The organism is Pantoea sp. MBLJ3 (genome assembly GCF_000816655.1).
GTDB classification, from domain to species: Bacteria; Pseudomonadota; Gammaproteobacteria; order Enterobacterales; family Enterobacteriaceae; genus Pantoea; species Pantoea eucalypti.
In genome coordinates this window covers 209,939-233,113 of the sequence record NZ_JSUT01000002.1, presented here as the reverse complement: position 1 = coordinate 233,113, position 23,175 = coordinate 209,939, and the positions used below count along the sequence as shown (strand labels likewise).

Genomic DNA, 23,175 nt, shown 5'->3' with positions numbered 1-23,175 from the left:
TAAACAGGTTGTGCCAGACAGTGAGCAAATTATTGCTGGTGCTGTTATTAAAGGTGTTATCGGTCGCAATCTAGCATTTTCCAACTGGTCTGTCATCTTCGTTGCCAGGCGTGACAAAAACAGGCTGCAAGCAAAGCAAAACTGACATATGATAATGGGAATGCTTATCATTTGAGGTTTGCGTCATGGGAATAGCGATTATTGCGGCCTGCGGTTTGTGGGGCGTCAGTTGGGCGCTGGGTAAAAAACTGGATAGTGCGTGGGGCGTATTGCTGCCCTGCATCGCGCTGCCGCTGTTCGCATTATGGGAACCCAGCTTCAGCCAGTGGCGACTGGTGATGACAGTTGCGCTGCTGCTGACTGTCGTCATGCTATTTAACCAGCGTCTGCGTCACTATCTGTTATTGCCTTCGTGCCTGGCGTTAGCGGGCGGACTGGCGGCAGTCTCTGTGAATTTTCATCTGAGTTAATACAGGCGTAAAGCGGGTGTTCAGGGTGTCGCGACCGGGAAAGTGAATGCCACGCGAAAAAAACAAAACAGGAAAGGGATAAAGCGACACTGCAACTAGGCAGCTGAAACGAGCAGAAAGCCAGAGGATGACAACGTTGGTGCGAAGAGAGGGACTTGAACCCTCACGTCCGTTAAGACACTAACACCTGAAGCTAGCGCGTCTACCAATTCCGCCACCTTCGCATCGAGTTGTCTGTTCATATCACCGCAATGGTGCGAAGAGAGGGACTTGAACCCTCACGTCCGTTAAGACACTAACACCTGAAGCTAGCGCGTCTACCAATTCCGCCACCTTCGCGCAGTGCTCGCGATATGAAACATGTGATTTTGGTGCGAAGAGAGGGACTTGAACCCTCACGTCCGTTAGGACACTAACACCTGAAGCTAGCGCGTCTACCAATTCCGCCACCTTCGCATACCCGTAACATCCTGAGAATGTTACAACCACGGAGGCGCATTCTAGAGATTTTACTCTTTGCGTCAACAACTATTTCGTCGGGCTGAAACGATTGCTGTAAAAAGCAACGTTTTCAGCCCGGCAACGCGATTAATGACGTTAAAAGCCCTTATCGTGTTTTGGCACCACGACCATAGACGGCGCGATAAACTTTAAAGCGGCCGGTCTGTGCGATGACTTCGTGGCTGCCGAAAGCTTCATCCAGCACCTGCGGATAAGGCAGGAACGTGTTCGCAACAATACGCAGTTCGCCACCGGTGTTCAGGTGCTTTACTGCTCCCCGGATCAGCGCCTGTGCGGCGTCGAGGCTGGTCTGGGTGCCTTCATGGAACGGCGGGTTAGAGATAATCATGTCGAAACGGCCGGTCACGTCAGAGAAGACGTTGCTGGCGAAAACTTCGCCCTCGATGCCATTGGCGGCCAGCGTCAATTTACTCGCTTCAATGGCTGCGGCATGCACGTCGCACAGCCACAGGCGTACTTTAGGCGAACGGGCAGGCAGTGAGGCGGCAATCACGCCTGCGCCACATCCCATATCCAGCACTTTACCTTTAGTGTGCGGGGTAAAGGTCGACAGCAGCAGGGCGCTGCCGCTATCCAGACCGTCACGGCTGAAGACGCCAGGCAGAGTGTGAATGGTCAGACCATCCAGCTGATACTGATGACCAAAGGTGCTGGCATCGAATGCAGGCTGTTTGTCGAGGCGACCATGATAGAGACCACAGCGACGCGCGCTGTCGATCTTCTCCAGCTTCACCCACGACTCCAGCATGCCTTCGGCACTGCGGACGCCGCTGCGGTTTTCACCCACCACGAACACGTCGCAGCCCACTGGCAGCATCGAGAGCAGGTTCTCCAGCTGGAACTGTACTTCCGGCTTATTTTTGGTCCAGAAGTAGACCAGGGTATCGCATCCCTGCACATCTTCCGGCTGCGCAACCATTCCGTAACGCGCCTGCTCGCCCATACGGCGGCTCAGGTTTTGCCAGTGATGATATTGCTGGGTGTGAACGCGCGATGAGGCGGTTTCCAGCTGAGCGGGCAGGTCATCCTGCAGATCGCCAGCAAATAAAACATGGCGGGCGGTAAATTCATCACTGTGGCGCAGAATGACTTCGCTGGCCGGGGTAAAAGCAGACATGTAGGGCTCCTGTAAGATCTGAGCGGGGATTATAGTGGTTTGTTGGCGCATGTTCGATGGGTTTGCTAGCATAGCGTCGCATTCAGCTAGCAGAACAGGTAACACCATGACGTCCAGGCGCGACTGGCTTTTACAGCAAATGGGAATTACGCAGTATCAGCTGCGCCGCCCGCGCGTGCTTCAGGGCGAAATTGCCGTCACGCTGGCACCGGACACGCAGTTAATTATTGTCGCTGACGCGCCACCCGGTCTGCATGAACCGCTGATGCGCGATGTGCTGCATACCCTCAATCTGCAACCCGCTCAGGTAATGACCGTGACGCCGGATCAGCTGCAGATGCTGCCGGAAACGCTGAACTGCGCGGGCTGGCTGCTCGGCGTAGAGAGCGAACAGACTTTTAATGGCGTGGCATTAACCAGCGCCTCTTTCAATGAACTGATCAGCAGCGGCGTCGCCAAACGCGCGCTCTGGCAACAGATGTGTAACCATGACAGCCATCTCTTTACTCACCCCTGACGACCTGGCGCAGGCCTTTGCCATTGAGCGTCGTAGCCACGCGTTTCCCTGGAGTGAAAAGACGTTTGCCAGCAATCAGGGCGAGCGCTTTATTAATTTACGTCTCGACGCCGACGGCAAAATGGTCGCCTTTGCCATTACTCAGGTGGTGCTGGACGAAGCCTCGCTGTTTAACATCGCGGTCGATCCTGACTTTCAGCGCCGGGGATATGGCCGCCAGCTGTTGCAGCATCTGATCGATGAGCTGATCAAACGCAACGTGCTGACGCTGTGGCTGGAAGTGCGGGCCTCGAACCTGCCCGCCATTGCGCTCTATGAGCAGCTTGGATTCAATCAGGTCAGTCGTCGCCCCAACTATTATCCCACCGCCAGCGGCCGTGAAGATGCCATTCTCATGGCCCTGACGCCGTAGTGGTGTTAAGGAGCTTTAATGACAGATAACTGGGACTGCATCCTGTTTGATGCGGACGATACCCTTTTCCATTTCGACGCCTATGCCGGTTTGCAGCGCCTGTTCGCCGGCTATGACGTGCAGTTCACCGACCAGGATTACAGCGATTATCAGGCGATCAACAAGCCGCTGTGGGTCGATTATCAGAACGGCGCCATCTCAGCGTTACAGTTGCAGACTCAGCGTTTCAACCACTGGAGCGAAAAGCTCAGCGTGGCACCAGAGATCCTCAACAGCGGCTTCCTCAGCGCGATGGGCGAGATCTGCACGCCGCTGCCGGGCGCGGTCAGCCTGATGAACCAGCTGCATGGCAAGGTAAAGATGGGGATCATCACCAACGGCTTTACCGCGCTGCAGCAGACGCGTCTGGAGCGCACCGGCTTCCGTGATTACTTCTCGGCGCTGGTAATCTCTGAGCAGGTTGGCGTGCCAAAACCGGCGGCCGCGATTTTTGACTTCGCGCTGGAGCTGATGGGCAATCCGGATCGTGAGCGGGTGCTGATGGTAGGGGATACGCCAGAGTCAGACATTCTGGGCGGCATGAACGCGGGAGTGAAAACCTGCTGGCTCGATCATGGCACCCGGCCGCTGCCAGAACATATTAAACCCACCTGGCAGGTCAAATCGCTGGGTGAGCTGGAAGCGCTGCTCATCGGCTGATGGAAGCTGTCTCGCAAATTTGCAACTTTCCCATAAAAAAGGCCCGCTCAGCGGGCCTTTTTTCGTTTTTGACAAACTCAGTCCGGGGCAGTGGTGATATCGAGCCTGCGAAGGGAACACGGTCAGATCGGAAAGACGCAAAACCGCCATCCATGGCACGCTCGGCCCGCGCCGTCCCTGGCGCGGGACGCTTTCCTCCTCTGACTGTGTACCCTGCGCGTTAAGCGAATTCATTGCTGCCAGATGCACCCTTATTTGGGTTTGTCAGCAGTCTGAGGCCCACACAGCGGGCCTTTCTCGTTTTATCTTTACCGCAGCGCAGAACACTACTCTTTCTTCTCGTCGTCCTCATCCCGATCCTCTTTCACCGGGGTGCTGGCGGTGAGCAGGAACGGCGACTGCTGCCAGCGGGTGCGGCGATGGCGCAGCAGGGTACGGGAGAGAATAATGCCGATCGCCAGTGCCAGCAGCATCATCAGACGCAGAATATTGGTGGTGTTATCGACCTGATGCGAGTCGGTGACCAGCACGTGGGTATCCAGCGTCACGCGCAGGAAGCCCAGCGGGCCATCGCTCCCGGCCAGCGGCTGCACAATCTGATGGTTGAAATAGCTGCCTGCGCGCTGACCATCGAGCGCCAGCCGATCACGCACATTAATATTTTCACCGCTGTGCGCCACCAGACTGCCGTCGCCGTCATACACCGACGCATCCAGAATACGACTGTTAGCCGTCATCTGATTAAGAATGGCTTCTATCTGAGTGCGGTTATTTTCACTGTTGTCCATCAACGGCTTAAGACTAAACGCCACCTGGCTGGTCAGTGTATGTGCCAGCTCCTCGACCTGTTCAGAACGCGCCGCCTGATGACCAAGACTGAACCAGGATGCGCCCTGCATCAGCACAACCAGCAGCGCCATGGAGATCAGAACGATCACGGTCCGATGTAAGCGAAATTTCAGTGCGGTTTTAGCCATTACTCATCCGGGTCATATCACAACAGAAAGCCTGGAGATTATGTTGCCAGAAGCGGCGCAGACAAGGTAGCCTCTTGCGTGGTTTTGTTGTCCCTACAGGAGCTCTGATGCCAAATCGTTTAACCTGGTGCGATCTTCCCGCCGATGTTTCCCACTGGCCGGGTTTGCCCCTTTCTCTTAGCGGTGATGAAGTGATGCCGCTGGATTATCGCGCTGGCCGCACCGGCTGGCTGCTGTATGGCCGCGGGCTGGACAAGCAACGGCTCACCGATTACCAGCACCAGCTGGGGGCCGCGATGGTGATCGTCAGCGCCTGGAACGTCGATGAGTATCAGGTGATTCGTCTGGCAGGATCGCTGACGCCGTTTGCCAGCAAGCTGGCACACGATGCCGGGCTGGATGTTGCGCCGCTGGGCAAAATCCCGCATCTCAAGACGCCAGGCCTGCTGGTGATGGATATGGACTCCACCGCGATTCAGATCGAGTGCATCGATGAGATTGCAAAACTGGCGGGCTGCGGCGAGCAGGTGGCGGAAGTCACGGAACGCGCGATGCGCGGCGAACTCGACTTCACCGCCAGCCTGCGTCAGCGCGTCGCCACGCTGCAGGGCGCAGATGCCAATATTCTGAAACAGGTACGTGATGCTCTGCCATTAATGCCAGGCTTAACGACGCTGACGCAGAAGCTGCAGGCGCTGGGCTGGCAGATTGCTATCGCCTCCGGCGGCTTTACCTATTACGCCGAATACCTGCGCGACAAGCTCCATCTGTCGGCGGTGGTGGCCAATGAACTCGAAATTCGCGACGGCAAACTGACCGGCAACGTGCTGGGTCCGATTGTCGACGCACAATACAAAGCCGATACCCTGAAGAAGCTGGCGGAGCGTTTTAATATCGCGCCGGAACAGACGGTGGCGATCGGCGATGGTGCCAATGACCTGCTGATGATCAAAGCCTCAGCGCTGGGCATTGCGTTCCATGCTAAACCTAAGGTGAATGAGCAGACCGCGGTCACCATTCGCCATGCCGATTTAATGGGGGTGTTCTGCATCCTCACCGGCAGCCTGATCCACGAAGAGCGTTAACTGAGGTATTGATTTGGCCAAAGCGGCAAAACGCGCATTTGTCTGTAACGAATGTGGCGCAGATTACCCACGCTGGCAGGGGCAATGCAGCGCCTGTCACGCCTGGAACACCATCACCGAGGTGCGCATTGCTGCCTCGCCTGCTGCTGCGCGTAACGAGCGCCTGAGTGGCTATGCCGGCAGCGCCGGAACCAGCCGGGTGCAGAAGCTCTCTGAAATCAGCCTGGAGGCGTTACCGCGCTTCTCGACCAGCTTCAAAGAGTTTGACCGGGTGCTGGGCGGCGGGGTGGTGCCGGGCAGCGCCATTCTGATTGGCGGCAGTCCTGGTGCGGGGAAATCCACGCTGCTGCTGCAGGTGATGTGCCGGTTGTCTGAGGGGATGAAAACCCTGTACGTCACCGGTGAAGAGTCACTGCAACAGGTTGCGATGCGCGCCCATCGTCTGGGATTACCCACCGAAAATGTCAATATGCTGTCGGAAACCAGCATTGAGCAGATCTGCCTCATCGCCGAACAGGAGCAGCCGCAACTGATGGTGATCGACTCGATCCAGGTGATGCACATGGCGGAGATCCAGTCATCACCCGGCAGCGTCGCGCAGGTGCGCGAAACCGCCGCCTACCTGACGCGCTTCGCTAAAACGCGCGGCGTCGCGATCATCATGGTCGGTCACGTCACCAAAGATGGCTCACTGGCCGGGCCGAAAGTGCTGGAGCACTGTATCGACTGTTCGGTGCTGCTGGATGGCGATGCCGACTCCCGTTTCCGCACCCTTCGCAGCCATAAAAACCGCTTCGGTGCGGTCAATGAGCTGGGGGTGTTTGCCATGACAGAGCAGGGCATGCGTGAAGTCAGCAACCCGTCCGCTATCTTCCTGTCACGGGGCGAAGAGGTTACCTCTGGCAGCTCGGTGATGGTGCTGTGGGAAGGTACACGTCCACTGCTGGTGGAGATTCAGGCGCTGGTCGATCACTCTATGATGGGCAACCCACGCCGCGTTGCGGTGGGTCTGGAGCAGAACCGCCTGGCGATACTGCTGGCCGTTTTACATCGTCATGGCGGATTGCAGATGGCGGATCAGGATGTATTCGTCAACGTGGTTGGTGGTGTTAAAGTCACCGAAACCAGTGCGGACCTGGCGCTGATGCTGTCGATGGTGTCGAGCCTGCGCGATCGTCCGTTGCCGCAGGATCTGGTGATCTTCGGCGAAGTGGGACTGGCCGGTGAGATCCGTCCGGTGCCCAGCGGTCAGGAGCGCATCTCTGAAGCGGCGAAGCATGGGTTCAAACGCGCCATTGTACCGGCAGGGAATGCACCGAAAAAACCGATTGCCGGGATGCAGGTTTTCAGCGCGAAGAAGCTGGCCGATGCGCTGGCGATTCTGGACGATCTGTAATGCGCCTGCGGCCTGCCAGCCGGCGTCGCGGGCAGGCCGCTCCCACCTTAACCGCATTGATGCAGGAGGCACGACATGTCGTCGTTTGATTATCTGAAAACGGCTATTCGCCAGCAGGGCCATACGCTGCAACAGGTCGCTGATGCCAGCGGCATGACCAAAGGCTATCTGAGCCAGTTGCTCAATGCCAAAATCAAAAGCCCCAGCGCGCAAAAACTGGAGGCGCTTCACCGATTCCTGGGCCTTGAATTTCCGCGCCGCGATAAAACGGTGGGCGTGGTATTTGGTAAGTTTTATCCGCTGCATACCGGCCATATCTATCTGATTCAGCGCGCCTGCAGTCAGGTGGATGAGCTGCATATCATTATGGGTTATGACGAGCCGCGCGACCGTGAACTGTTTGAGAACAGCGCGATGTCACAGCAGCCTACGGTAAGCGATCGCCTGCGCTGGCTGCTGCAGACCTTTAAGTATCAGAAAAATATCCGCATTCACGCTTTTGATGAGGAGGGGATTGAACCCTATCCGCATGGCTGGGATGTCTGGAGCAAGGGCGTCAGCGCGTTTCTGAGCGAGCACGGCATTGCGCCGGATTGCATCTACACCAGTGAAGCGCCTGATGCGGAGATGTATCAGCAGCACCTTGGCATTCAGACCGTGCTGGTCGATCCCAACCGATCCTTTATGAGCATCAGTGGCGCGCAGATTCGTCAGGATCCTTTCCGCTTCTGGGATTACATTCCTACGGAAGTAAAACCGTTCTTTGTGCGCACCGTGGCGATTCTCGGCGGCGAGTCGAGCGGTAAATCGACGCTGGTGAATAAGCTCGCCAACATCTTTAACACCACCAGCGCCTGGGAATATGGCCGCGACTATGTCTTCTCCCATCTGGGCGGTGACGAAATGGCGCTGCAATATTCCGATTACGACAAGATCGCGCTGGGTCAGGCACAGTACATCGATTTTGCCGTTAAATACGCCAACAAAGTGGCGTTTATCGACACCGATTTTGTGACCACGCAGGCATTCTGTCTGAAGTATGAAGGGCGCGAACATCCCTTTGTGCAGGCACTGATCGATGAATACCGTTTTGATCTGGTGATTCTGTTAGAGAATAACGTGCCCTGGGTCGCAGACGGATTGCGCAGCCTGGGCAGTTCCGTGGATCGGCGGGAGTTTCAGTCGATGCTGGTGACGATGCTGCGTGAAAACAACATCGAATTCCTGCACGTGCAGGAAGATGATTATGACGCGCGGTTCCTGCGCTGCATTGAGCTGGTCAAAGCGATGCTGGGCGAGAAAAACGCCCAGCCGTAACGCCAGCTGTGACCCGGTCTGCCGCACGGCAGCCGGGTCAGCGCATTAATAGACCATGACCACTTTGCCGCGCATGTGGCCTTCCAGCACGCGCTGATGGGCGGCAGTTAACGTCTCAACGCTTAAGCCGTGCAGCGTTTCGCTCAGCGTGGTTTGCAGTTTACCTTCATCCAGCAATGCCGATACCGCATCCAGAATCTCGCCCTGACGCGCCATATCCGGGGTATTAAACATGCTGCGGGTGTACATCAGCTCGAAGTGCAGTGCCGCACTCTTCAGCTTCAGTTGATCCATCGACAGCGGATGTTCGTTTTCCACGATGGTGCAGATATGACCCTGTGGTGCGATCAGCTTCGCCATCGTCTCCCAGTGACCGTCGGTATCGTTCAGGCAGAAAATATAATCAACCTGCTTAATGCCCTGTTTCTCCAGCTCACCGATCATATCTTTGTAATTGATCACCACATCGGCTCCGCGATCGCGGCACCACTGGGCGGAATCTTCACGCGAGGCAGTCGCAATGATCTTCACTTTGCTGCGCAGCTTCGCCAGGGGGATCGCCAGTGATCCAACACCACCTGCGCCGCCAACGATCAGCAGAGTCTGATCTTCCGATGCCGTCTCCAGGTTCAGTCGTTCAAATAAACCTTCCCATGCGGTCAGGGCCGTCAGTGGGATCGCGGCAGACTGTGCCCAGTCCAGACTCTCTGGCTTATGGCCGGTGATGCGTGAGTCCACCAGCTGCTCAGTGCTGTTGCTGCCTGGACGGGTCAGATCGCCGGCGTAGAAGACTTCATCGCCAGGCTTAAAGTTGCTGACTGAGCTGCCCACTTCCAGCACAACGCCGCTGGCATCCCAGCCCAGGATACGTGGCTGCTGTAAGCCGTTCTTCTTCGCCCCTTTGTGCACCTTGGTATCAACCGGGTTGACCGAGGCGGCTTTGACCTCGACACGCAGGTCATACTCGCCTGGCGTGGGGGTTTCAGGGAAAATTTCAGTAAAGTGTTCAGGATTTTCGGGATTAATTGCGATAGCGCGAATAGACATAACGTTTTCCTGTGTAGTTAAGCAAAGAGTCTGGCTCTTTTCTCTGACAGCCTGGTCGGGAGTCGGTGTACATACTCTCTATGGCAAGACCAGCTGTAATGATGAAGACAGGCCTTAAGTGTAGAACCTGATTTTAACGGTGATAAGATGGACAATCTTTCATAGAGTGTTCGTCTGAGGTGAACAATGGCATTTCGTCAGTGGCAGGACATGGCGCTGTTTGCGCTGGTGGCGGAGTGCGGCAGCTTTACCGGCGCGGCAGAACGCGCAGGCCTGCCTAAATCCAGTGTCAGTCAGCGTATCAGCCAGCTGGAGCAGCGGCTGGGGATTCGTTTGCTGAATCGCACCACCCGCCAGCTCAATCTGACTTTTGCCGGTGAGCGCTATCTGCTGCATTGTCAGGAGATGATGCAGGCCAGTGAACGCGCCGATCAGGCTATCGCCAGCCTGCGTGAAAACCCCAGCGGGCGTCTGCGCATCACCAGTCCGGCGGGCATTGGTGCCACACTGCTGGCGCGCTGTAACGCGGCATTTTTGCGTCTCTATCCTGATGTGACGCTGGATGTCTCGATTTCCGATGAGATGCGGGATCTGGTACAGGAGGGCTTTGATGTGGCGCTGCGCACCGGTCAGCCGCAGGAGTCCTCGCTGATTGGCCGCCGGATAGGCAACTGCCCACGACTGCTGGTGGCTTCGCAGCACTATCTTAATCAGCACCCGCCGCTGCTTCACCCGCAGCAGCTGTCAGCTCACCGCTGTATCGCGCATCGCGCATGGAATGAATGGGTATTGCAGCGCGATGGTGCGTTCTACCGCTGGCTGCTGCCGCCTGGCCATCTCACCGACAATTTACTCTATGCGCGCGAATCGGCGCTGGGCGATGCAGGCATTACGCTGCTGCCGCACTTTCTGACCGATGGAGCGATGGCGGATCCCCGGCTGGTGCCGGTGCTGCCGGAATGGGAAGTCGAGGGAAATGAGCTGTGGCTGGTCTATCCGGGCCGTAAACTGAATTCGCCTGCGCTGGCACGCTTTATAGAGTTTGCGCTGCAGTCTCCGGTGTTCAGGGAGTTTTATCGCTGAGTGAACCATCAAAAAGGGCGGCATCGCTGCCGCCCGTTTATTCGATTACTTCGTCATACGCTTGTACTTGATGCGCTTCGGCTCCAGTGCGTCGGCGCCGAGAGTACGCTTCTTGTACTCTTCATATTCGGTAAAGTTACCTTCGAAGAATTCGATATTACCCTCATCCTGGTAATCCAGGATGTGCGTCGCGATACGGTCCAGGAACCAGCGGTCATGCGAGATGACCATGGCACAGCCCGGGAACTCCAGCAGGGCGTTTTCCAGCGCGCGCAGGGTTTCGATATCCAGGTCGTTGGTCGGTTCATCGAGCAGCAACATGTTGCCGCCAACCTGCAGCAGTTTCGCGAGGTGCAGACGACCACGCTCACCACCCGACAGTTCGCCAACGCGTTTGCCCTGATCGACGCCTTTAAAGTTAAAGCGGCCAACATAGGCGCGGCTTGGCATCTCGGTGTTACCGATACGCATGATGTCCTGACCACCGGAAACTTCTTCCCAGACGGTTTTGGAGTTATCCATGCTGTCGCGGAACTGATCGACGGACGCCAGTTTCACCGTCTCGCCCAGCACAATGCTGCCGGAATCAGGCTGTTCCTGACCGGACATCATGCGGAACAGCGTCGATTTACCCGCGCCGTTAGGACCGATAATCCCGACAATTGCCCCTTTTGGCACGGAGAACGAAAGATCGTCAATCAGCACACGGTCGCCATAGGACTTACGCAGATTGCTGACTTCCAGCACTTTGTCACCCAGACGGGCACCAGGCGGAATAAACAGTTCGTTTGTTTCGTTACGCTTCTGGTAGTCCGTGTTGTTCAGCTCTTCAAAGCGAGCCAGACGGGCTTTGCCTTTAGACTGCTGGCCTTTTGGCCCTTTGCGCACCCACTCCAGCTCTTTCTCAATCGACTTACGACGCGCGGCTTCAGAAGAAGCTTCCTGCGCCAGACGCGCATCTTTCTGCTCCAGCCAGGAGGAGTAGTTGCCTTCCCACGGAATACCTTCACCGCGGTCAAGTTCCAGAATCCAGCCTGCCACGTTATCCAGGAAGTAACGGTCATGCGTAATCGCGACCACAGTGCCTTCGAAGTCATGCAGGAAGCGCTCCAGCCAGGCGACAGATTCGGCGTCCAGGTGGTTCGTCGGTTCGTCCAGCAGCAGCATGTCTGGTTTTTCCAGCAGCAGGCGGCAGAGGGCGACGCGGCGACGTTCACCACCGGAAAGGGTGGCGATCTTCGCGTCCCAGTCTGGCAGGCGCAGCGCATCGGCAGCACGTTCCAGTTGGGTATTCAGGTTGTGACCATCGTGCGCCTGGATGATCTCTTCAAGACGGCCCTGCTCAGCGGCCAGCTTGTCGAAGTCTGCATCCTCTTCGGCATAGAGCGCATAAACTTCGTCGAGACGTTTCAGTGCGCCAACTACTTCTGACAGCGCTTCTTCAACCGACTCGCGCACGGTGTGTTCAAGGTTAAGCTGCGGCTCCTGCGGCAGGTAGCCAATCTTGATGCCTGGCTGCGGACGCGCTTCCCCTTCGATATCTTTATCGATGCCGGCCATGATGCGCAGCAGGGTAGATTTACCCGCGCCATTCAGGCCGAGTACGCCGATTTTTGCGCCGGGGAAGAAGCTGAGCGAGATGTTTTTCAGGATATGTCGCTTCGGCGGAACCACTTTGCCGACGCGATGCATGCTATAGACGAATTGAGCCACGTTGGATTGAGCCTCTGGGTCTGTTGGTCGTTGGAATGATGTCGAAGTTTAGCCTTTTTCACCGTTTAATCCCAGCCGGGGGGCGGCGAATAATGCCCTGAGGGCGGTGATGCCGGACAACGTATGAAATAACTGTCTGATTTCCGCGCGTAATCGCTGAAATGACGGCAGAGGCAGGCTCAGGGCAGGCGAAGCGGTATCGCCTGCTGCGCCAGCCAGTTCTGTAACGCCTGATCGGGTGCGCTGTCACTCACCAGCAGGTCAAAACGCTGCAGCCCGGCAATGCGGGCAGGCAGCACCTTGCCATATTTACTGCTGTCAGCCACCAGTACCGACGTTCGGGCACGTAGCATGGCGTGATGTTTCATCATCAGTTCATTGGTGTTGTAGCAGGTCGCCCCCTGATCTTTGTCGATACCCGCCGCAGAGATCAAAGCCAGCGTCGGACAAAGATCGTCCAGGATGGTGTGTACGCCAATCGGTGTAAACAGAGCGTTGTCAGCATGAAATTCACCGCCGCTGAGAATAACGTTACAGCCAGGTTTCTCTTTCAGCGTCAGAAAGGTGTTCATAGCACAGCAGATGGCAGTGAACGACAGCGTGTCGGGAATCGCATCAACGATATAGGGCAGGGTAGTGCCGCAATCGAAAAAGACCGTATCGTTTTCGTTAATCAGGCTGGCCGCCGCCTGCGCCAGTCGCTGCTTTCTGGCCGCATTCTGCCCATGCTGATCGCTGACAAAATAGTGGCCGGTATGACTTTTTGGGTCGCTGACAATGTAGCCGCCCAGTAACACCACGCTGGAGCCCGGTTCGGTTAAATCGCGGCGAACCGTCATCTCTGAGACACCCAGCAGCTGGGCCGCGTCTTTGAGATGCAGTTTATCGGTGCGTTTAAGCGCCTGTGTCAGCTTGTGAATGCGTTCGTCGCGCCGGGTTTCCATGGTCATCTCTGTTTACCTATCCTGCAATGCGGAGGAAAGACGCCGGAACCGACGTCAATACGCGACAAACCTCACAGATTTTAATGAGTTGCGTCTCATCCGCCAGGCTGGCAACCAATCTTACCCGCATTCTGAAAGGCCCGCAAACCTCCGCTGTGCGGTGACTACCGCTCATCGCCGCAGGCGTTCACATTGCTCAGCCAGCAGGCTCAATGATGTTATTTTGTTATAATAGTAACACTTAAAATCCCGCTCCCTGTCGCATATTGTCGATTTTGCGCACTCATGTTGTGGTTTTTGTCACATATTTAACTTTTAAGAAAGGTTATTGTGACTTTAATAACATTTGAAGTTTGCAAAATATCCAGGAGAAATGGTCATGACAATTGCGGTCATCGGCTCAAACATGGTCGATTTGATTACCTATACCAACAGCCTGCCGAAAGCGGGCGAAACCCTTGAAGCGCCTGACTTTGCGATTGGCTGCGGCGGTAAGGGCGCTAACCAGGCGGTTGCGGCGGCGAAAATGGGCGGCAGCGTGATGATGGTCAGCAAAGTTGGCGACGATCTCTTTGCGCCCAACACCGTCGCGAACCTGCAGCAGCAGGGCGTGGACACGCGATTTGTCACCACTGCACCAGGCAACTCCAGCGGTGTGGCACCGATTTTTGTCGATGACCAGTCGCAAAACCGCATTCTGATTATCAAAGGTGCCAACCAGCAGCTGAAACCGGCTGATATCGACGACGCGGCAGAGGCGCTGAAAGCCTGTGAGCTGATCATCCTGCAGCTGGAGATCCCGCTGGAGACGGTCTATTACGCCATCGATTTTGCCCGCCAGCATCAGATCAACGTGATCCTGAATCCGGCACCGGCCGTCGCTTCGCTGGATATTCACTACGCCTGCAAATGCGACTTCTTTATGCCGAACGAAACCGAACTGGAGATCCTCACCGGCCTGCCCGTCAGCACCGATGACGAGGTGATCCTGGCGGGGCAGTCGCTGCTGAAGCGCGGCCTTAAAAATCTGATCATTACTCTGGGCAGCCGGGGCTCGGTCTGGATGAGCGGCGACAAGGTGCATCGCGTGGCCGCGACGCCGGTTCAGGCGGTCGATACCAGCGGCGCAGGTGATGCCTTTATCGGCTGCTTTGCCTATCTGCTGGTGAAAACCGGCGATGTGGCCGCCGCCATGACACAGGCGTCGGCCTATGCCGCCTGCAGCGTCACCGGGCGCGGCACGCAGCGCGCTTATCCCGACGCAGAGACTTTCCAGCGTTTTCTCAACCGTAACTGAGGTTCTGCTATGCAACAGAAAATTGTTCAGCAATCTGATGGCTATCTGAATAAAACGCCGCTGTTCCAGTTCATTCTGCTGTCGTGCCTCTTCCCGCTCTGGGGCTGTGCAGCGAGTCTCAACGATATCCTGATTACCCAGTTTAAAAGTGTGTTTGCCCTGAGCGACTTCGCCAGTGCGCTGGTGCAGAGCGCCTTTTATGGCGGCTATTTTCTGATTGCGATCCCCGCCTCGCTGGTGATCCGCAAAACCAGTTACAAGATGGCGATTATGATCGGTCTGGCGCTCTACATTGCCGGCTGTATCGCCTTTTATCCTGCTTCGCACATGGCGACCTACACCATGTTCCTCGCGGCGATCTTTGCGATTGCCATTGGCCTGAGTTTCCTGGAAACGGCGGCCAACACCTACAGCTCGATGATTGGTCATCGTGATCATGCGACGCTGCGCCTCAACGTCAGCCAGACCTTCTATCCGATCGGTGCGCTGATGGGGATTGTGCTGGGTAAATATCTGGTGTTCCAGGATGGCGACAGTCTGGAGAGTCAGATGGCAGCCATGACGGCAGAGCAGGCGCATGCTTTCCGCCTGACAATGCTGGAGCACACGCTGGAGCCTTACAAATATCTGGTGATGGTGCTGGTGGTCGTGATGCTGCTGTTTATGTTCACCCGCTATCCGCGCTGCAAACCAGAGAGTAATGAGAAATCCCGGCCGTCACTGGGCGAGACCTTCCGCTATCTGGCGGCTAACCGTCACTTTAAACGCGGCATTGTGACCCAGTTCCTGTATGTCGGCATGCAGGTGGCGGTCTGGTCATTTACCATTCGTCTGGCGCTGACGCTGGGGGCGGCCAATGAACGTCACGCCTCTAACTTTATGATCTACAGCTTCGTCTGCTTCTTTATCGGCAAGTTCGTGGCGAACTTCCTGATGACCCGCTTCCGTGCCGAGAAAGTGCTGATCGCCTATTCGGTGCTGGGCGTGCTGACGCTGGCTTATGTGATGCTGGTGCCGAACTTTACCGCCGTCTACGCCGCCGTTTTTGTCAGCGTGCTGTTTGGGCCCTGCTGGGCAACGATCTACGCCGGTACGCTGGCGACGGTCGATAATAAATACACTGAAGTGGCGGGCGCGTTTATCGTGATGGCGATTGTCGGCGCGGCCTTTGTCCCGGCGCTACAGGGCCTGGTGTCTGACACGCTGGGATCAATGCAGCTGGCGTTTGGCGTCTCGCTGCTCTGCTTCGCCTGGGTCGGATTCTACTTCTACGGCGAACTGCGCCATAAAAAACAGCCGGTTGCGGCCGGTCGTCTGGTGGAGGAGTTACCATGAGAACCCGTTTACCCTTAGCGCGTGACCAGTTTCACACCACGCCCTCGCTGCTGCTGGAAAGCGATGACTTCCGGGTTGAGGTGTTTCGCTATCCGGCAGGAATCGAGGCAGTGCGCATTCATAACCGGCGCGGCAGCGTGACCGTGCTGCCGTTTCTCGGGCAGATGATCTGGGACGTGCAGTTTGACGATCATAACCTGACCATGGGCCACAGCTTTAAGCAGCCGCTGCCCGCGAATTCGATCATAGATACCTATGGCTGTTTTGCCTTTCATTCGGGGCTGCTGGCTAACGGCTGTCCCGCGCCAGAGGACAATCATCCGCTGCACGGGGAAATGGCCTGCGCCCGCATGGATAGTGCCTGGCTGGTGCTGGACGATCAGACACTGTCGCTGGAAGGGGAGTGTGAATATGTTAAAGGCTTCGGCCATCATTACCTTGCGGCACCCGCCGTTCGCATTCAGGCCGACAGGCCCCGTCTGACGATAGAGATGACGGTGACCAATCTGGCGGGTGCACCGATGCCGTTGCAATACATGTGTCACCTCAACAGCGCGTGGATCGATCAGGGGCGCTTCCGGCAGTCGATCCCCGAAGGGGCATTTCAGCTGCGTCGCTCGATCCCGGCGCACCTGCGACCAACGCCCGCCTGGCGGGATTACACGGATCAACTGGCGCGCGATCCGCAGGCGTTACAGCAGCTCGATCAACCGCAGCTCTGCGATCCCGAGATCGTCTTCTTTGCGGACGATCTGCCGCAGTATGGTGATGAGGTACAGTTTGAGTTACATGCGCCGCAGGGCTACGCGCTGATGACGCGCTTCTCTACCGCGCAGTTCCCGCACGCAACCCGCTGGCTGCTGCACAACCATGACCAGCAGGTGGCGGCCTATATTCTGCCCGCCACCTGTCGGCCAGAGGGTTTTCTTGCCGCGCAGCAGGCCGGCACGCTGATCACCCTGGCGAGCGGCGAGCAGCGTCACTTCTCTGTGGAGACCGGCCTGCTCTGAGTCGGGTTTAAATCGCCACCAGGCCGCGCACACCTTCTGCTTCCATGGTGTCGCCGCGGCCACGCTGCACAATTTCACCGCGCGACATCACCAGATAGCTGTCCGCCAGTTCTGCCGCGAAGTCATAAAACTGCTCAACCAGCAGGATCGCCATATCTCCCCGTTGCGCCAGCTGGCGGATTACCGCGCCGATCTCTTTGATCACCGAGGGCTGGATCCCTTCGGTCGGCTCATCAAGGATCAGCAGCTGTGGCCGACAGGCCAGCGCCCGGCCGATCGCCAGCTGCTGCTGCTGACCACCCGAGAGATCGCCGCCCCGGCGTGACTTCATCGCCAGCAGCACCGGAAAGAGCTGATAGATCTCCTCCGGCACTTCACGCGCCTGCGCCGCCGGAAAGCGCGACAGGCCCATCAGCAGGTTCTCTTCGACCGTCAGACGCGGAAAGATTTCCCGTCCCTGCGGCACATAGGCGATGCCCGCCTGCACCCGCTGGTGCGGCTTGCGGCCATTCATCCGCTGCTGCTGCCACTGAATCTCGCCTGACTTCGCCGGGATCAGCCCCATCAGGCACTTCAGCAGCGTGGTTTTTCCCACGCCATTGCGCCCAAGCAGACAGGTGATTTCGCCAATTTTTACCTCAAACGACAGGCCGCGCAGAATATGACTGCCGCCATAATATTGATTCAGTTCAGTAACCTGTAACATTTTAGCGCCCCAGATAAACGTCGATAACCTGCTCACTGGCCTGAACCTCGCGCAGCGAACCCTCGGCCAGCACCTGCCCCTGATGCAGCACCGTGACATGGTCGGCGATGGTCTCGACAAAGCCCATGTCATGCTCCACTACCATCAGGGAGTGTTTGCCCGCCAGGCTGCGGAACAACTCGGCGGTGTAGGCCGTCTCTGCGTCAGTCATGCCTGCCGCCGGTTCATCCAGCAGCAGCAGATGCGGCTCCTGAACCAGCAGCATGCCAATCTCCAGAAATTGCTTCTGGCCGTGCGATAGCAGGCCCGCACGGCGCTGGCGTTCGCCACCCAGCCGCAGCAGTTTCAGCACCTCATCAATTCTGTCGCGCTGTTCGCTGCTGAGACGAGCGCGCAGGCTGGCCCAGACCGATTTATTGGCTTTAAGCGCGATCTCAAGATTCTCAAATACGGTTAATGCCTCAAACACAGTAGGCTTCTGGAACTTACGGCCAATGCCGGCGCGGGCGATCTCTACCGGCGACAGACGGGTCAGATCGCTGTCCTGGTCGTAGATCACCCGGCCGGCGTCGGGGCGGGTTTTGCCGGTGATCACATCCATCAGCGTAGTTTTGCCTGCGCCGTTGGGGCCGATCACGCAGCGCAGTTCCCCGATGCCGATCTGCAGCGAAAGATCGGTCAGCGCCCGGAAGCCGTCAAACGAGACGCTGATCTTCTCCAGTTGCAGGACGGGATCGCGCTGCGCCCGATGGCGATCCGCGAGCTGAGGCTGGGTAAACAGGGCATCACTCATTTTTTCCTCCGGCGCAGCAGGCCAATCACGCCGTGCGGCAGAAACAGTGTCACCAGGATGAACATCAGTCCCAGGAAAAACAGCCAGTATTCAGGGAAGGCGACGGTGAAGAAGCTGCGTGCGCCGTTAACAATTGCTGCGCCCAGCAGCGGGCCAATCAGCGTACCGCGTCCACCCAGCGCCACCCAGATCGCGGCTTCTATTGAGTTGGCTGGTGACATCTCTCCCGGATTGATAATGCCGACCTGCGGCACATAGAGCGCCCCGGCAAGACCGCACAGCACGGCGGAGAGCGTCCAGACTAATAGCTTGAAGCCGCGCGGATCGTAACCACAAAACATCAGACGGTTTTCGGCATCCCGCACTGCGGTCAGCACCCGGCCAAACTTGCTGCGCGCCAGGGCGAAGCCAATCACCAGGCTCAGCAACAGCAGCAGCACCGTGGCGATAAACAGCCCGATGCGGGTTCCGGTCGCCGTCACCGAAAAGCCGAGCAGGGTAGTAAAGCCGGTGAAGCCGTTGTTGCCGCCAAATCCGGTTTCATTACGGAAGAACAGCAGCATACCGGCGTAGGTCAGCGCCTGGGTCATGATGGAGAAGTAGACGCCTTTGATCTTTGAGCGAAAGGCGAAGAAGCCAAACAGCAGCGCCAGCAGGCCCGGCACCAGCATGCTCAGGCAGAGCGCCCAGGCGAAGTATTCGGTGCCGGTCCAGAACCAGGGCAGCTCTCGCCAGGAGAGAAAGGACATAAAGGCGGGCAAGCCTTCGCCTGCGGCCTGGCGCATCAGGTACATGCCCATGGCATAACCGCCGAGGGCAAAGAACAGCCCGTGGCCCAGCGACAGCAGTCCGGCGTAACCCCACACCAGATCCAGCGCCACGGCGACCACCGCATAGCAGAGGATTTTGCCGACCAGCGTCAGGGTATACGTGGAGATCGCCAGCGGATGGGCGGCGGGCAGCAGCACCAGAAACGGCATCACCAGTAACGCCAGAGTGATCGCCACGCCGATGCTGATCGTCAGGCGCGGCGCGGTGCGCGCCACGCGAAGTGTGATGGGTTGCGTCATCAGTCAGTCACCCTTCCTTTAACCGCAAACAGTCCCTGCGGACGTTTCTGAATAAACAGCACGATAATTAACAGAATCAGGATCTTACCCAGCACCGCGCCAATCTGCGGCTCCAGCACTTTGTTCAGAATGCCCAGGCTGAACGCGGCAACCACGGTGCCTGCCAGCTGGCCGACACCACCCAGCACCACCACCAGGAATGAGTCAATGATATAGCCCTGACCCAGCTCCGGTCCGACGTTACCAAGCTGCGACAGCGCCACGCCTCCCAACCCGGCAATGCCCGAACCGAGGCCAAACGCCAGCATATCGACGCGACCCGTTGGCACGCCGCAGCACTCCGCCATGGCGCGGTTCTGGGTCACGGCGCGCACGTTCATGCCAAGGCGGGTCCGGTTCAGCAGCAGCCAGGTGAGCGCCAGCACAAACACCACAAACAGGATCACTGCGATGCGGTTCCACGGCAGCACCAGGTTGGGCAGCAGCTGCAGGCCACCTGAGAGCCACGACGGATTCGCCACTTCCAGGTTTTGCGCCCCGAACAGCACGCGTACCAGCTGGATCAGCATCAGGCTGATTCCCCAGGTGGCGAGCAGCGTCTCCAGCGGACGGCCATAGAGATGGCGGATGATGGTGCGTTCCAGCGCCATGCCGATGGCGGCGGTGACCATAAAGGCGACCGGCAACGCCAGCAGTGGATACCAGGCTAAATAGTCCGGTGCAAACTGCTGAAACAGGCTCTGCACCCACCAGGTGGCGTACGCGCCGAGCATCAGCATTTCACCGTGCGCCATGTTGATCACTCCCAGCAATCCATAAGTGATCGCCAGGCCGAGCGCGGCCAGCAGCAGGATAGAGCCCAGCGACAGGCCGCTAAAGGCCTGCCCCAGCAGATCGCCCCACATCAGCCGTTTCTGAATCTGTTGCAGGCTTTCGGCCGCTGCCGCCCGTACCGTGACATCGGGCTCATTCGCGGGCTGGGTCAGGCGTTGCAGGCTGGCCTGCGTATTAGGATCGCTGGACTCACCCAGCAGTTTCACCGCCCGCAGGCGCACCATCGGTTCGCCATCCGCCAGTTGCAGATTCGCCAGTGCCAGCGCTAATGCAGCATGTACCCGGCTGTCCTGTTCAGCGGCCAGCCGCTGTTCCAGCAGCGGCAACTGGTCTGCGGCACCCTCATTTTGCAGCTGCTGCGCTGCGCGCAAACGCAGGGCCGCATCACTGCTCACCAGCTGGTGCGCAGCCAGCGCGTTGTTTACCAGCACGCGCAGGCGATTGTTCATAAATAGCTTTTTCAGGTTACCCGTGGGCTGTGCCACCGCATCCAGCGGCTGCAGCGTCGATCCCTGCTGGCTGAATGGCTGTTTGTTCTGGTCGATGACCACGGTTTCTGCTTTTAACGCTTCCAGCAGCGGCAGACGCTGACTGTCCGGCGCGGCAGCCCATTGTTGCAGCAGCGTGGCCTGCTGGCTGTGGCTGGCGGCGGCAAAGTCAGCCGCCGGTCCGGCGCTGGCAAACAGCGGCAGCAACAGAAGCAGGCTGAAAAAACAGCAACATAGATTCATAAAAGGAGCCTCGTTTGGGGAGGTCAGCACGGCAGTCGAATGACCACTGCCGTGCTGCCGCTTTACAGCGGGTGACGCTTTCTTATCAGCAACGAAAATTACTGCGCAGTCTTCACCGGGTAATCGGGCTTCTTGTCGTTACCGGCAATGTACGGGCTCCAGGGCTGGGCACGCACGGGTTTATCGGTCTGCCACACCACGCTGAACTGGCCGTTCTCTTCCACTTCACCAATCATGACGGGCTTATGCAGATGGTGGTTGGTCTGGTCCATGGTCAGGGTAAAGCCATCCGGCGCTTTAAAGGTCTGACCGGCCATTGCCGCCCGCACTTTGTCCGGGTCCGTCGTGCCCGCTTTTTCCACCGCCTGCGCCCACATATGGATGCCGACATAAGTCGCTTCCATCGGGTCGTTGGTCACCACGGTGGCGGCGTTCGGCAGGTTATGTGCTTTGGCGTAAGCGCGGTAATCGGCAACAAATTTCGCGTTGGTCGGATTATCGATCGACTCGAAATAGTTCCAGGCCGCTAACTGACCCACCAGCGGTTTGGTGTCGATGCCGCGGAGCTCTTCCTCTCCCACTGAGAAGGCGACCACCGGAATGTCAGTGGCTTTGATGCCCTGGTTAGCCAGCTCTTTGTAGAACGGCACATTGGAGTCGCCGTTGATGGTGGAGACCACCGCCGTTTTACCGCCTGCCGCGAATTTTTTAATGTTGGAGACAATGGTCTGATAGTCGCTGTAACCAAACGGCGTGTAGACCTCTTCGATATCTTTATCTGCCACGCCTTTGCTGTGCAGGAAGGCACGCAGGATCTTGTTGGTGGTGCGCGGATAGACGTAGTCGGTGCCCAGCAGGAAGAAGCGTTTTGCACTGCCGCCATCTTCGCTCATCAGGTATTCCACTGCCGGAATCGCCTGCTGGTTAGGCGCCGCGCCGGTGTAGAAGACGTTAGGTGACATCTCTTCCCCTTCATACTGCACCGGATAGAAGAGCAGGCCGTTCAGCTCTTCAAACACCGGCAGCACCGATTTGCGTGATACCGAGGTCCAGCAGCCAAACACCACCGCCGCTTTATCCTGAGTCAGCAACTGCCGCGCTTTCTCGGCAAACAGCGGCCAGTTAGAGGCGGGATCGACCACCACCGGCTCCAGCTTTTTCCCCAGCACGCCCCCTTTGGCGTTGATCTCATCAATGGTCATCAGCGCCACATCTTTCAGCGGCGTTTCAGAGATCGCCATGGTGCCGGAGAGCGAATGCATGATCCCCACTTTGATGGTGTCAGCCGCCTGCGCACTCCAGGCGAAACCCATACTGACAACGGTAGCGGAGAGGGCGAAAGCCTTGATCAACGAACGTCTTTTCATCATTTAAACCCCTGAGTGGTTGTTATGTTATTCGGTGAGCTGGAGCCGGGCCTGCTGGAGGCGGTGCAGTGTGATCTTCCTGACCTCCGCCTTACTGACAGCGATGTGATCGGTCAGGATGCGTTGCGCCTCGCCTGTCTGCTGCGCAAAAATCGCCTGTAAAATCTGAGCATGTTCCTGATAAGTCGCACAGATGCGATCATCGCGGGTGAAGTCGAGCCGACGGATGATGCGGATCTTCTCGGTGAGTTCGGCGTGTATGCGCGCCATCTCCGGGTTACCCGCGGCCGCGACCAGCGCCATGTGAAACGCTTCGTCATGCTGCGACACCACCAGACCTTCGGTGAGCGCCTCCGCTTCACACCAGAACTGGTTGAGTTCGTGTAACAGCGCGGCACACTGAGGCGCGGGCAGGGCGCAGAGGCGTTTTACCGCCTCGCACTCCAGCACGGTGCGCAGGTCATACAGCGATTCGAACCAGGCAAAATCGAAGTTTTTGATCTGCCAGCCGCTGCGGAACCAGACTTCGACAAAGCCTTCGCGCTCCAGCCGGAATAGCGCCTGGCGAACCGGCGTGCGGCTGACCGCCATCCGGCCGGCGATTTCGCTTTCGCTGAAGCGATCACCCGGCATCAGGCGAAAGGCGAAAATATCGGCCTTCAGCGCCTGATAGACCCGTTCGGCCAGCGCTTCAGGGCGCGCTTTAGGGGATTGAGGTTGGGTTGTCATCGGC

General features: G+C 57.7%; 22 protein-coding genes and 3 tRNA genes. 11 read left to right on the top strand and 14 right to left on the bottom strand.

Annotation, left to right across the window (positions count from 1 at the left end):
- Positions 1-185 precede the first annotated feature (185 nt).
- On the top strand, positions 186-470 hold the full coding sequence (locus NP77_RS02065; protein ID WP_003850867.1) for a DUF1435 domain-containing protein: 285 nt from the start codon (positions 186-188) through the stop codon (positions 468-470).
- Positions 471-607: 137 nt separating this feature from the next.
- On the opposite strand, the gene NP77_RS02060 is transcribed toward NP77_RS02065, so the two are convergent.
- The 4 genes from NP77_RS02060 to rsmC form a co-directional block, all read right to left on the bottom strand.
- Positions 608-694 (bottom strand) — tRNA-Leu (locus tag NP77_RS02060).
- Between the two features lie 28 nt (positions 695-722).
- Positions 723-809, bottom strand: a tRNA-Leu gene (locus tag NP77_RS02055).
- Positions 810-839: 30 nt separating this feature from the next.
- A tRNA-Leu gene (locus NP77_RS02050) sits at positions 840-926 on the bottom strand.
- A gap of 151 nt (positions 927-1,077) precedes the next feature.
- Positions 1,078-2,109: a 16S rRNA (guanine(1207)-N(2))-methyltransferase RsmC gene (gene rsmC / locus NP77_RS02045; protein WP_008925528.1), complete on the bottom strand. Its 1,032-nt coding sequence runs from the start codon at positions 2,107-2,109 to the stop codon at positions 1,078-1,080.
- Positions 2,110-2,215: 106 nt separating this feature from the next.
- Here rsmC and NP77_RS02040 point away from each other — a divergent pair, with 106 nt between their 5' ends.
- From NP77_RS02040 to yjjG, 3 genes are read left to right on the top strand one after another with little or no spacing between them, the layout of a single operon-like run.
- On the top strand, positions 2,216-2,626 hold the full coding sequence (locus NP77_RS02040) for a DNA polymerase III subunit psi (RefSeq protein ID WP_003850863.1): 411 nt from the start codon (positions 2,216-2,218) through the stop codon (positions 2,624-2,626).
- Positions 2,598-3,038, top strand: coding sequence for a ribosomal protein S18-alanine N-acetyltransferase (rimI, locus tag NP77_RS02035; RefSeq protein ID WP_003850861.1), 441 nt, complete (start codon positions 2,598-2,600; stop codon positions 3,036-3,038). Before NP77_RS02040 ends, rimI begins: the two co-directional genes overlap by 29 nt.
- An 18-nt stretch (positions 3,039-3,056) precedes the next feature.
- Positions 3,057-3,737: a pyrimidine 5'-nucleotidase gene (gene yjjG / locus NP77_RS02030; RefSeq protein WP_039658830.1), complete on the top strand. Its 681-nt coding sequence runs from the start codon at positions 3,057-3,059 to the stop codon at positions 3,735-3,737.
- Positions 3,738-4,063: 326 nt separating this feature from the next.
- On the opposite strand, the gene NP77_RS02025 is transcribed toward yjjG, so the two are convergent.
- Positions 4,064-4,714, bottom strand: a complete 651-nt coding sequence (locus tag NP77_RS02025; protein ID WP_008925530.1) for a YtjB family periplasmic protein — start codon at positions 4,712-4,714, stop codon at positions 4,064-4,066.
- Between the two features lie 107 nt (positions 4,715-4,821).
- Here NP77_RS02025 and serB point away from each other — a divergent pair, with 107 nt between their 5' ends.
- The 3 genes from serB (at position 4,822) to nadR (ending at position 8,512) form a co-directional block, all read left to right on the top strand.
- Positions 4,822-5,799, top strand: a complete 978-nt coding sequence (serB, locus tag NP77_RS02020; protein ID WP_039658828.1) for a phosphoserine phosphatase — start codon at positions 4,822-4,824, stop codon at positions 5,797-5,799.
- A gap of 13 nt (positions 5,800-5,812) precedes the next feature.
- Complete coding sequence (radA, locus tag NP77_RS02015) at positions 5,813-7,195, top strand: DNA repair protein RadA (protein WP_003854897.1); 1,383 nt, start codon at positions 5,813-5,815, stop codon at positions 7,193-7,195.
- 75 nt (positions 7,196-7,270) lie between these two features.
- Positions 7,271-8,512: a multifunctional transcriptional regulator/nicotinamide-nucleotide adenylyltransferase/ribosylnicotinamide kinase NadR gene (gene nadR / locus NP77_RS02010; protein WP_008925532.1), complete on the top strand. Its 1,242-nt coding sequence runs from the start codon at positions 7,271-7,273 to the stop codon at positions 8,510-8,512.
- Positions 8,513-8,557: 45 nt separating this feature from the next.
- Here nadR and NP77_RS02005 read toward each other — a convergent pair whose 3' ends face one another.
- On the bottom strand, positions 8,558-9,559 hold the full coding sequence (locus NP77_RS02005) for a zinc-binding alcohol dehydrogenase family protein (RefSeq protein WP_003854895.1): 1,002 nt from the start codon (positions 9,557-9,559) through the stop codon (positions 8,558-8,560).
- A 186-nt stretch (positions 9,560-9,745) separates the two neighbouring features.
- Here NP77_RS02005 and NP77_RS02000 point away from each other — a divergent pair, with 186 nt between their 5' ends.
- Positions 9,746-10,642 carry a LysR family transcriptional regulator gene (locus NP77_RS02000; RefSeq protein WP_003854894.1) on the top strand — a complete coding sequence of 299 codons (897 nt, stop codon included), beginning with the start codon at positions 9,746-9,748 and terminating at the stop codon, positions 10,640-10,642.
- Between the two features lie 45 nt (positions 10,643-10,687).
- Here the strand turns inward: NP77_RS02000 and ettA are convergent, their stop codons facing one another.
- The gene (gene ettA / locus NP77_RS01995; protein WP_008925533.1) at positions 10,688-12,355 is read right to left on the bottom strand and encodes an energy-dependent translational throttle protein EttA; all 1,668 of its coding nucleotides are present in this window, start codon (positions 12,353-12,355) and stop codon (positions 10,688-10,690) included.
- A 179-nt stretch (positions 12,356-12,534) separates the two neighbouring features.
- On the bottom strand, positions 12,535-13,299 hold the full coding sequence (deoR, locus tag NP77_RS01990; protein WP_033743124.1) for a DNA-binding transcriptional repressor DeoR: 765 nt from the start codon (positions 13,297-13,299) through the stop codon (positions 12,535-12,537).
- Between the two features lie 379 nt (positions 13,300-13,678).
- On the opposite strand from deoR, the gene rbsK reads away from it, so the two are divergent.
- The 3 genes from rbsK to NP77_RS01975 are packed head-to-tail and all read left to right on the top strand — an operon-like array spanning position 13,679 to position 16,941.
- On the top strand, positions 13,679-14,596 hold the full coding sequence (rbsK, locus tag NP77_RS01985) for a ribokinase (RefSeq protein ID WP_008925534.1): 918 nt from the start codon (positions 13,679-13,681) through the stop codon (positions 14,594-14,596).
- Positions 14,597-14,605: 9 nt separating this feature from the next.
- Positions 14,606-15,931, top strand: coding sequence for an L-fucose:H+ symporter permease (gene fucP, locus NP77_RS01980; RefSeq protein ID WP_003854887.1), 1,326 nt, complete (start codon positions 14,606-14,608; stop codon positions 15,929-15,931).
- Positions 15,928-16,941, top strand: a complete 1,014-nt coding sequence (locus NP77_RS01975; protein WP_003854884.1) for an aldose 1-epimerase family protein — start codon at positions 15,928-15,930, stop codon at positions 16,939-16,941. Before fucP ends, NP77_RS01975 begins: the two co-directional genes overlap by 4 nt.
- Before the next feature lie 7 nt (positions 16,942-16,948).
- Here NP77_RS01975 and urtE read toward each other — a convergent pair whose 3' ends face one another.
- The 6 genes from urtE to NP77_RS01945 all read right to left on the bottom strand — a co-directional run bounded on the left by urtE (position 16,949) and on the right by NP77_RS01945 (position 23,171).
- Positions 16,949-17,647 carry an urea ABC transporter ATP-binding subunit UrtE gene (gene urtE, locus NP77_RS01970; RefSeq protein WP_003854882.1) on the bottom strand — a complete coding sequence of 233 codons (699 nt, stop codon included), beginning with the start codon at positions 17,645-17,647 and terminating at the stop codon, positions 16,949-16,951.
- Between the two features lies 1 nt (position 17,648).
- Positions 17,649-18,440 carry an urea ABC transporter ATP-binding protein UrtD gene (urtD, locus tag NP77_RS01965; RefSeq protein ID WP_008925538.1) on the bottom strand — a complete coding sequence of 264 codons (792 nt, stop codon included), beginning with the start codon at positions 18,438-18,440 and terminating at the stop codon, positions 17,649-17,651.
- A complete protein-coding gene (gene urtC / locus NP77_RS01960; RefSeq protein ID WP_039658823.1) occupies positions 18,437-19,510 on the bottom strand; it encodes an urea ABC transporter permease subunit UrtC in 1,074 nt (357 codons plus the stop codon). The genes urtD and urtC overlap by 4 nt, the downstream gene beginning before the upstream one ends.
- On the bottom strand, positions 19,510-21,075 hold the full coding sequence (urtB, locus tag NP77_RS01955; protein ID WP_039658822.1) for an urea ABC transporter permease subunit UrtB: 1,566 nt from the start codon (positions 21,073-21,075) through the stop codon (positions 19,510-19,512). Before urtB ends, urtC begins: the two co-directional genes overlap by 1 nt.
- A gap of 98 nt (positions 21,076-21,173) precedes the next feature.
- Positions 21,174-22,442: an urea ABC transporter substrate-binding protein gene (gene urtA / locus NP77_RS01950; protein WP_033763257.1), complete on the bottom strand. Its 1,269-nt coding sequence runs from the start codon at positions 22,440-22,442 to the stop codon at positions 21,174-21,176.
- A 27-nt stretch (positions 22,443-22,469) separates the two neighbouring features.
- A complete protein-coding gene (locus NP77_RS01945) occupies positions 22,470-23,171 on the bottom strand; it encodes a GntR family transcriptional regulator (protein WP_039658820.1) in 702 nt (233 codons plus the stop codon).
- Positions 23,172-23,175: the final 4 nt, after the last annotated feature.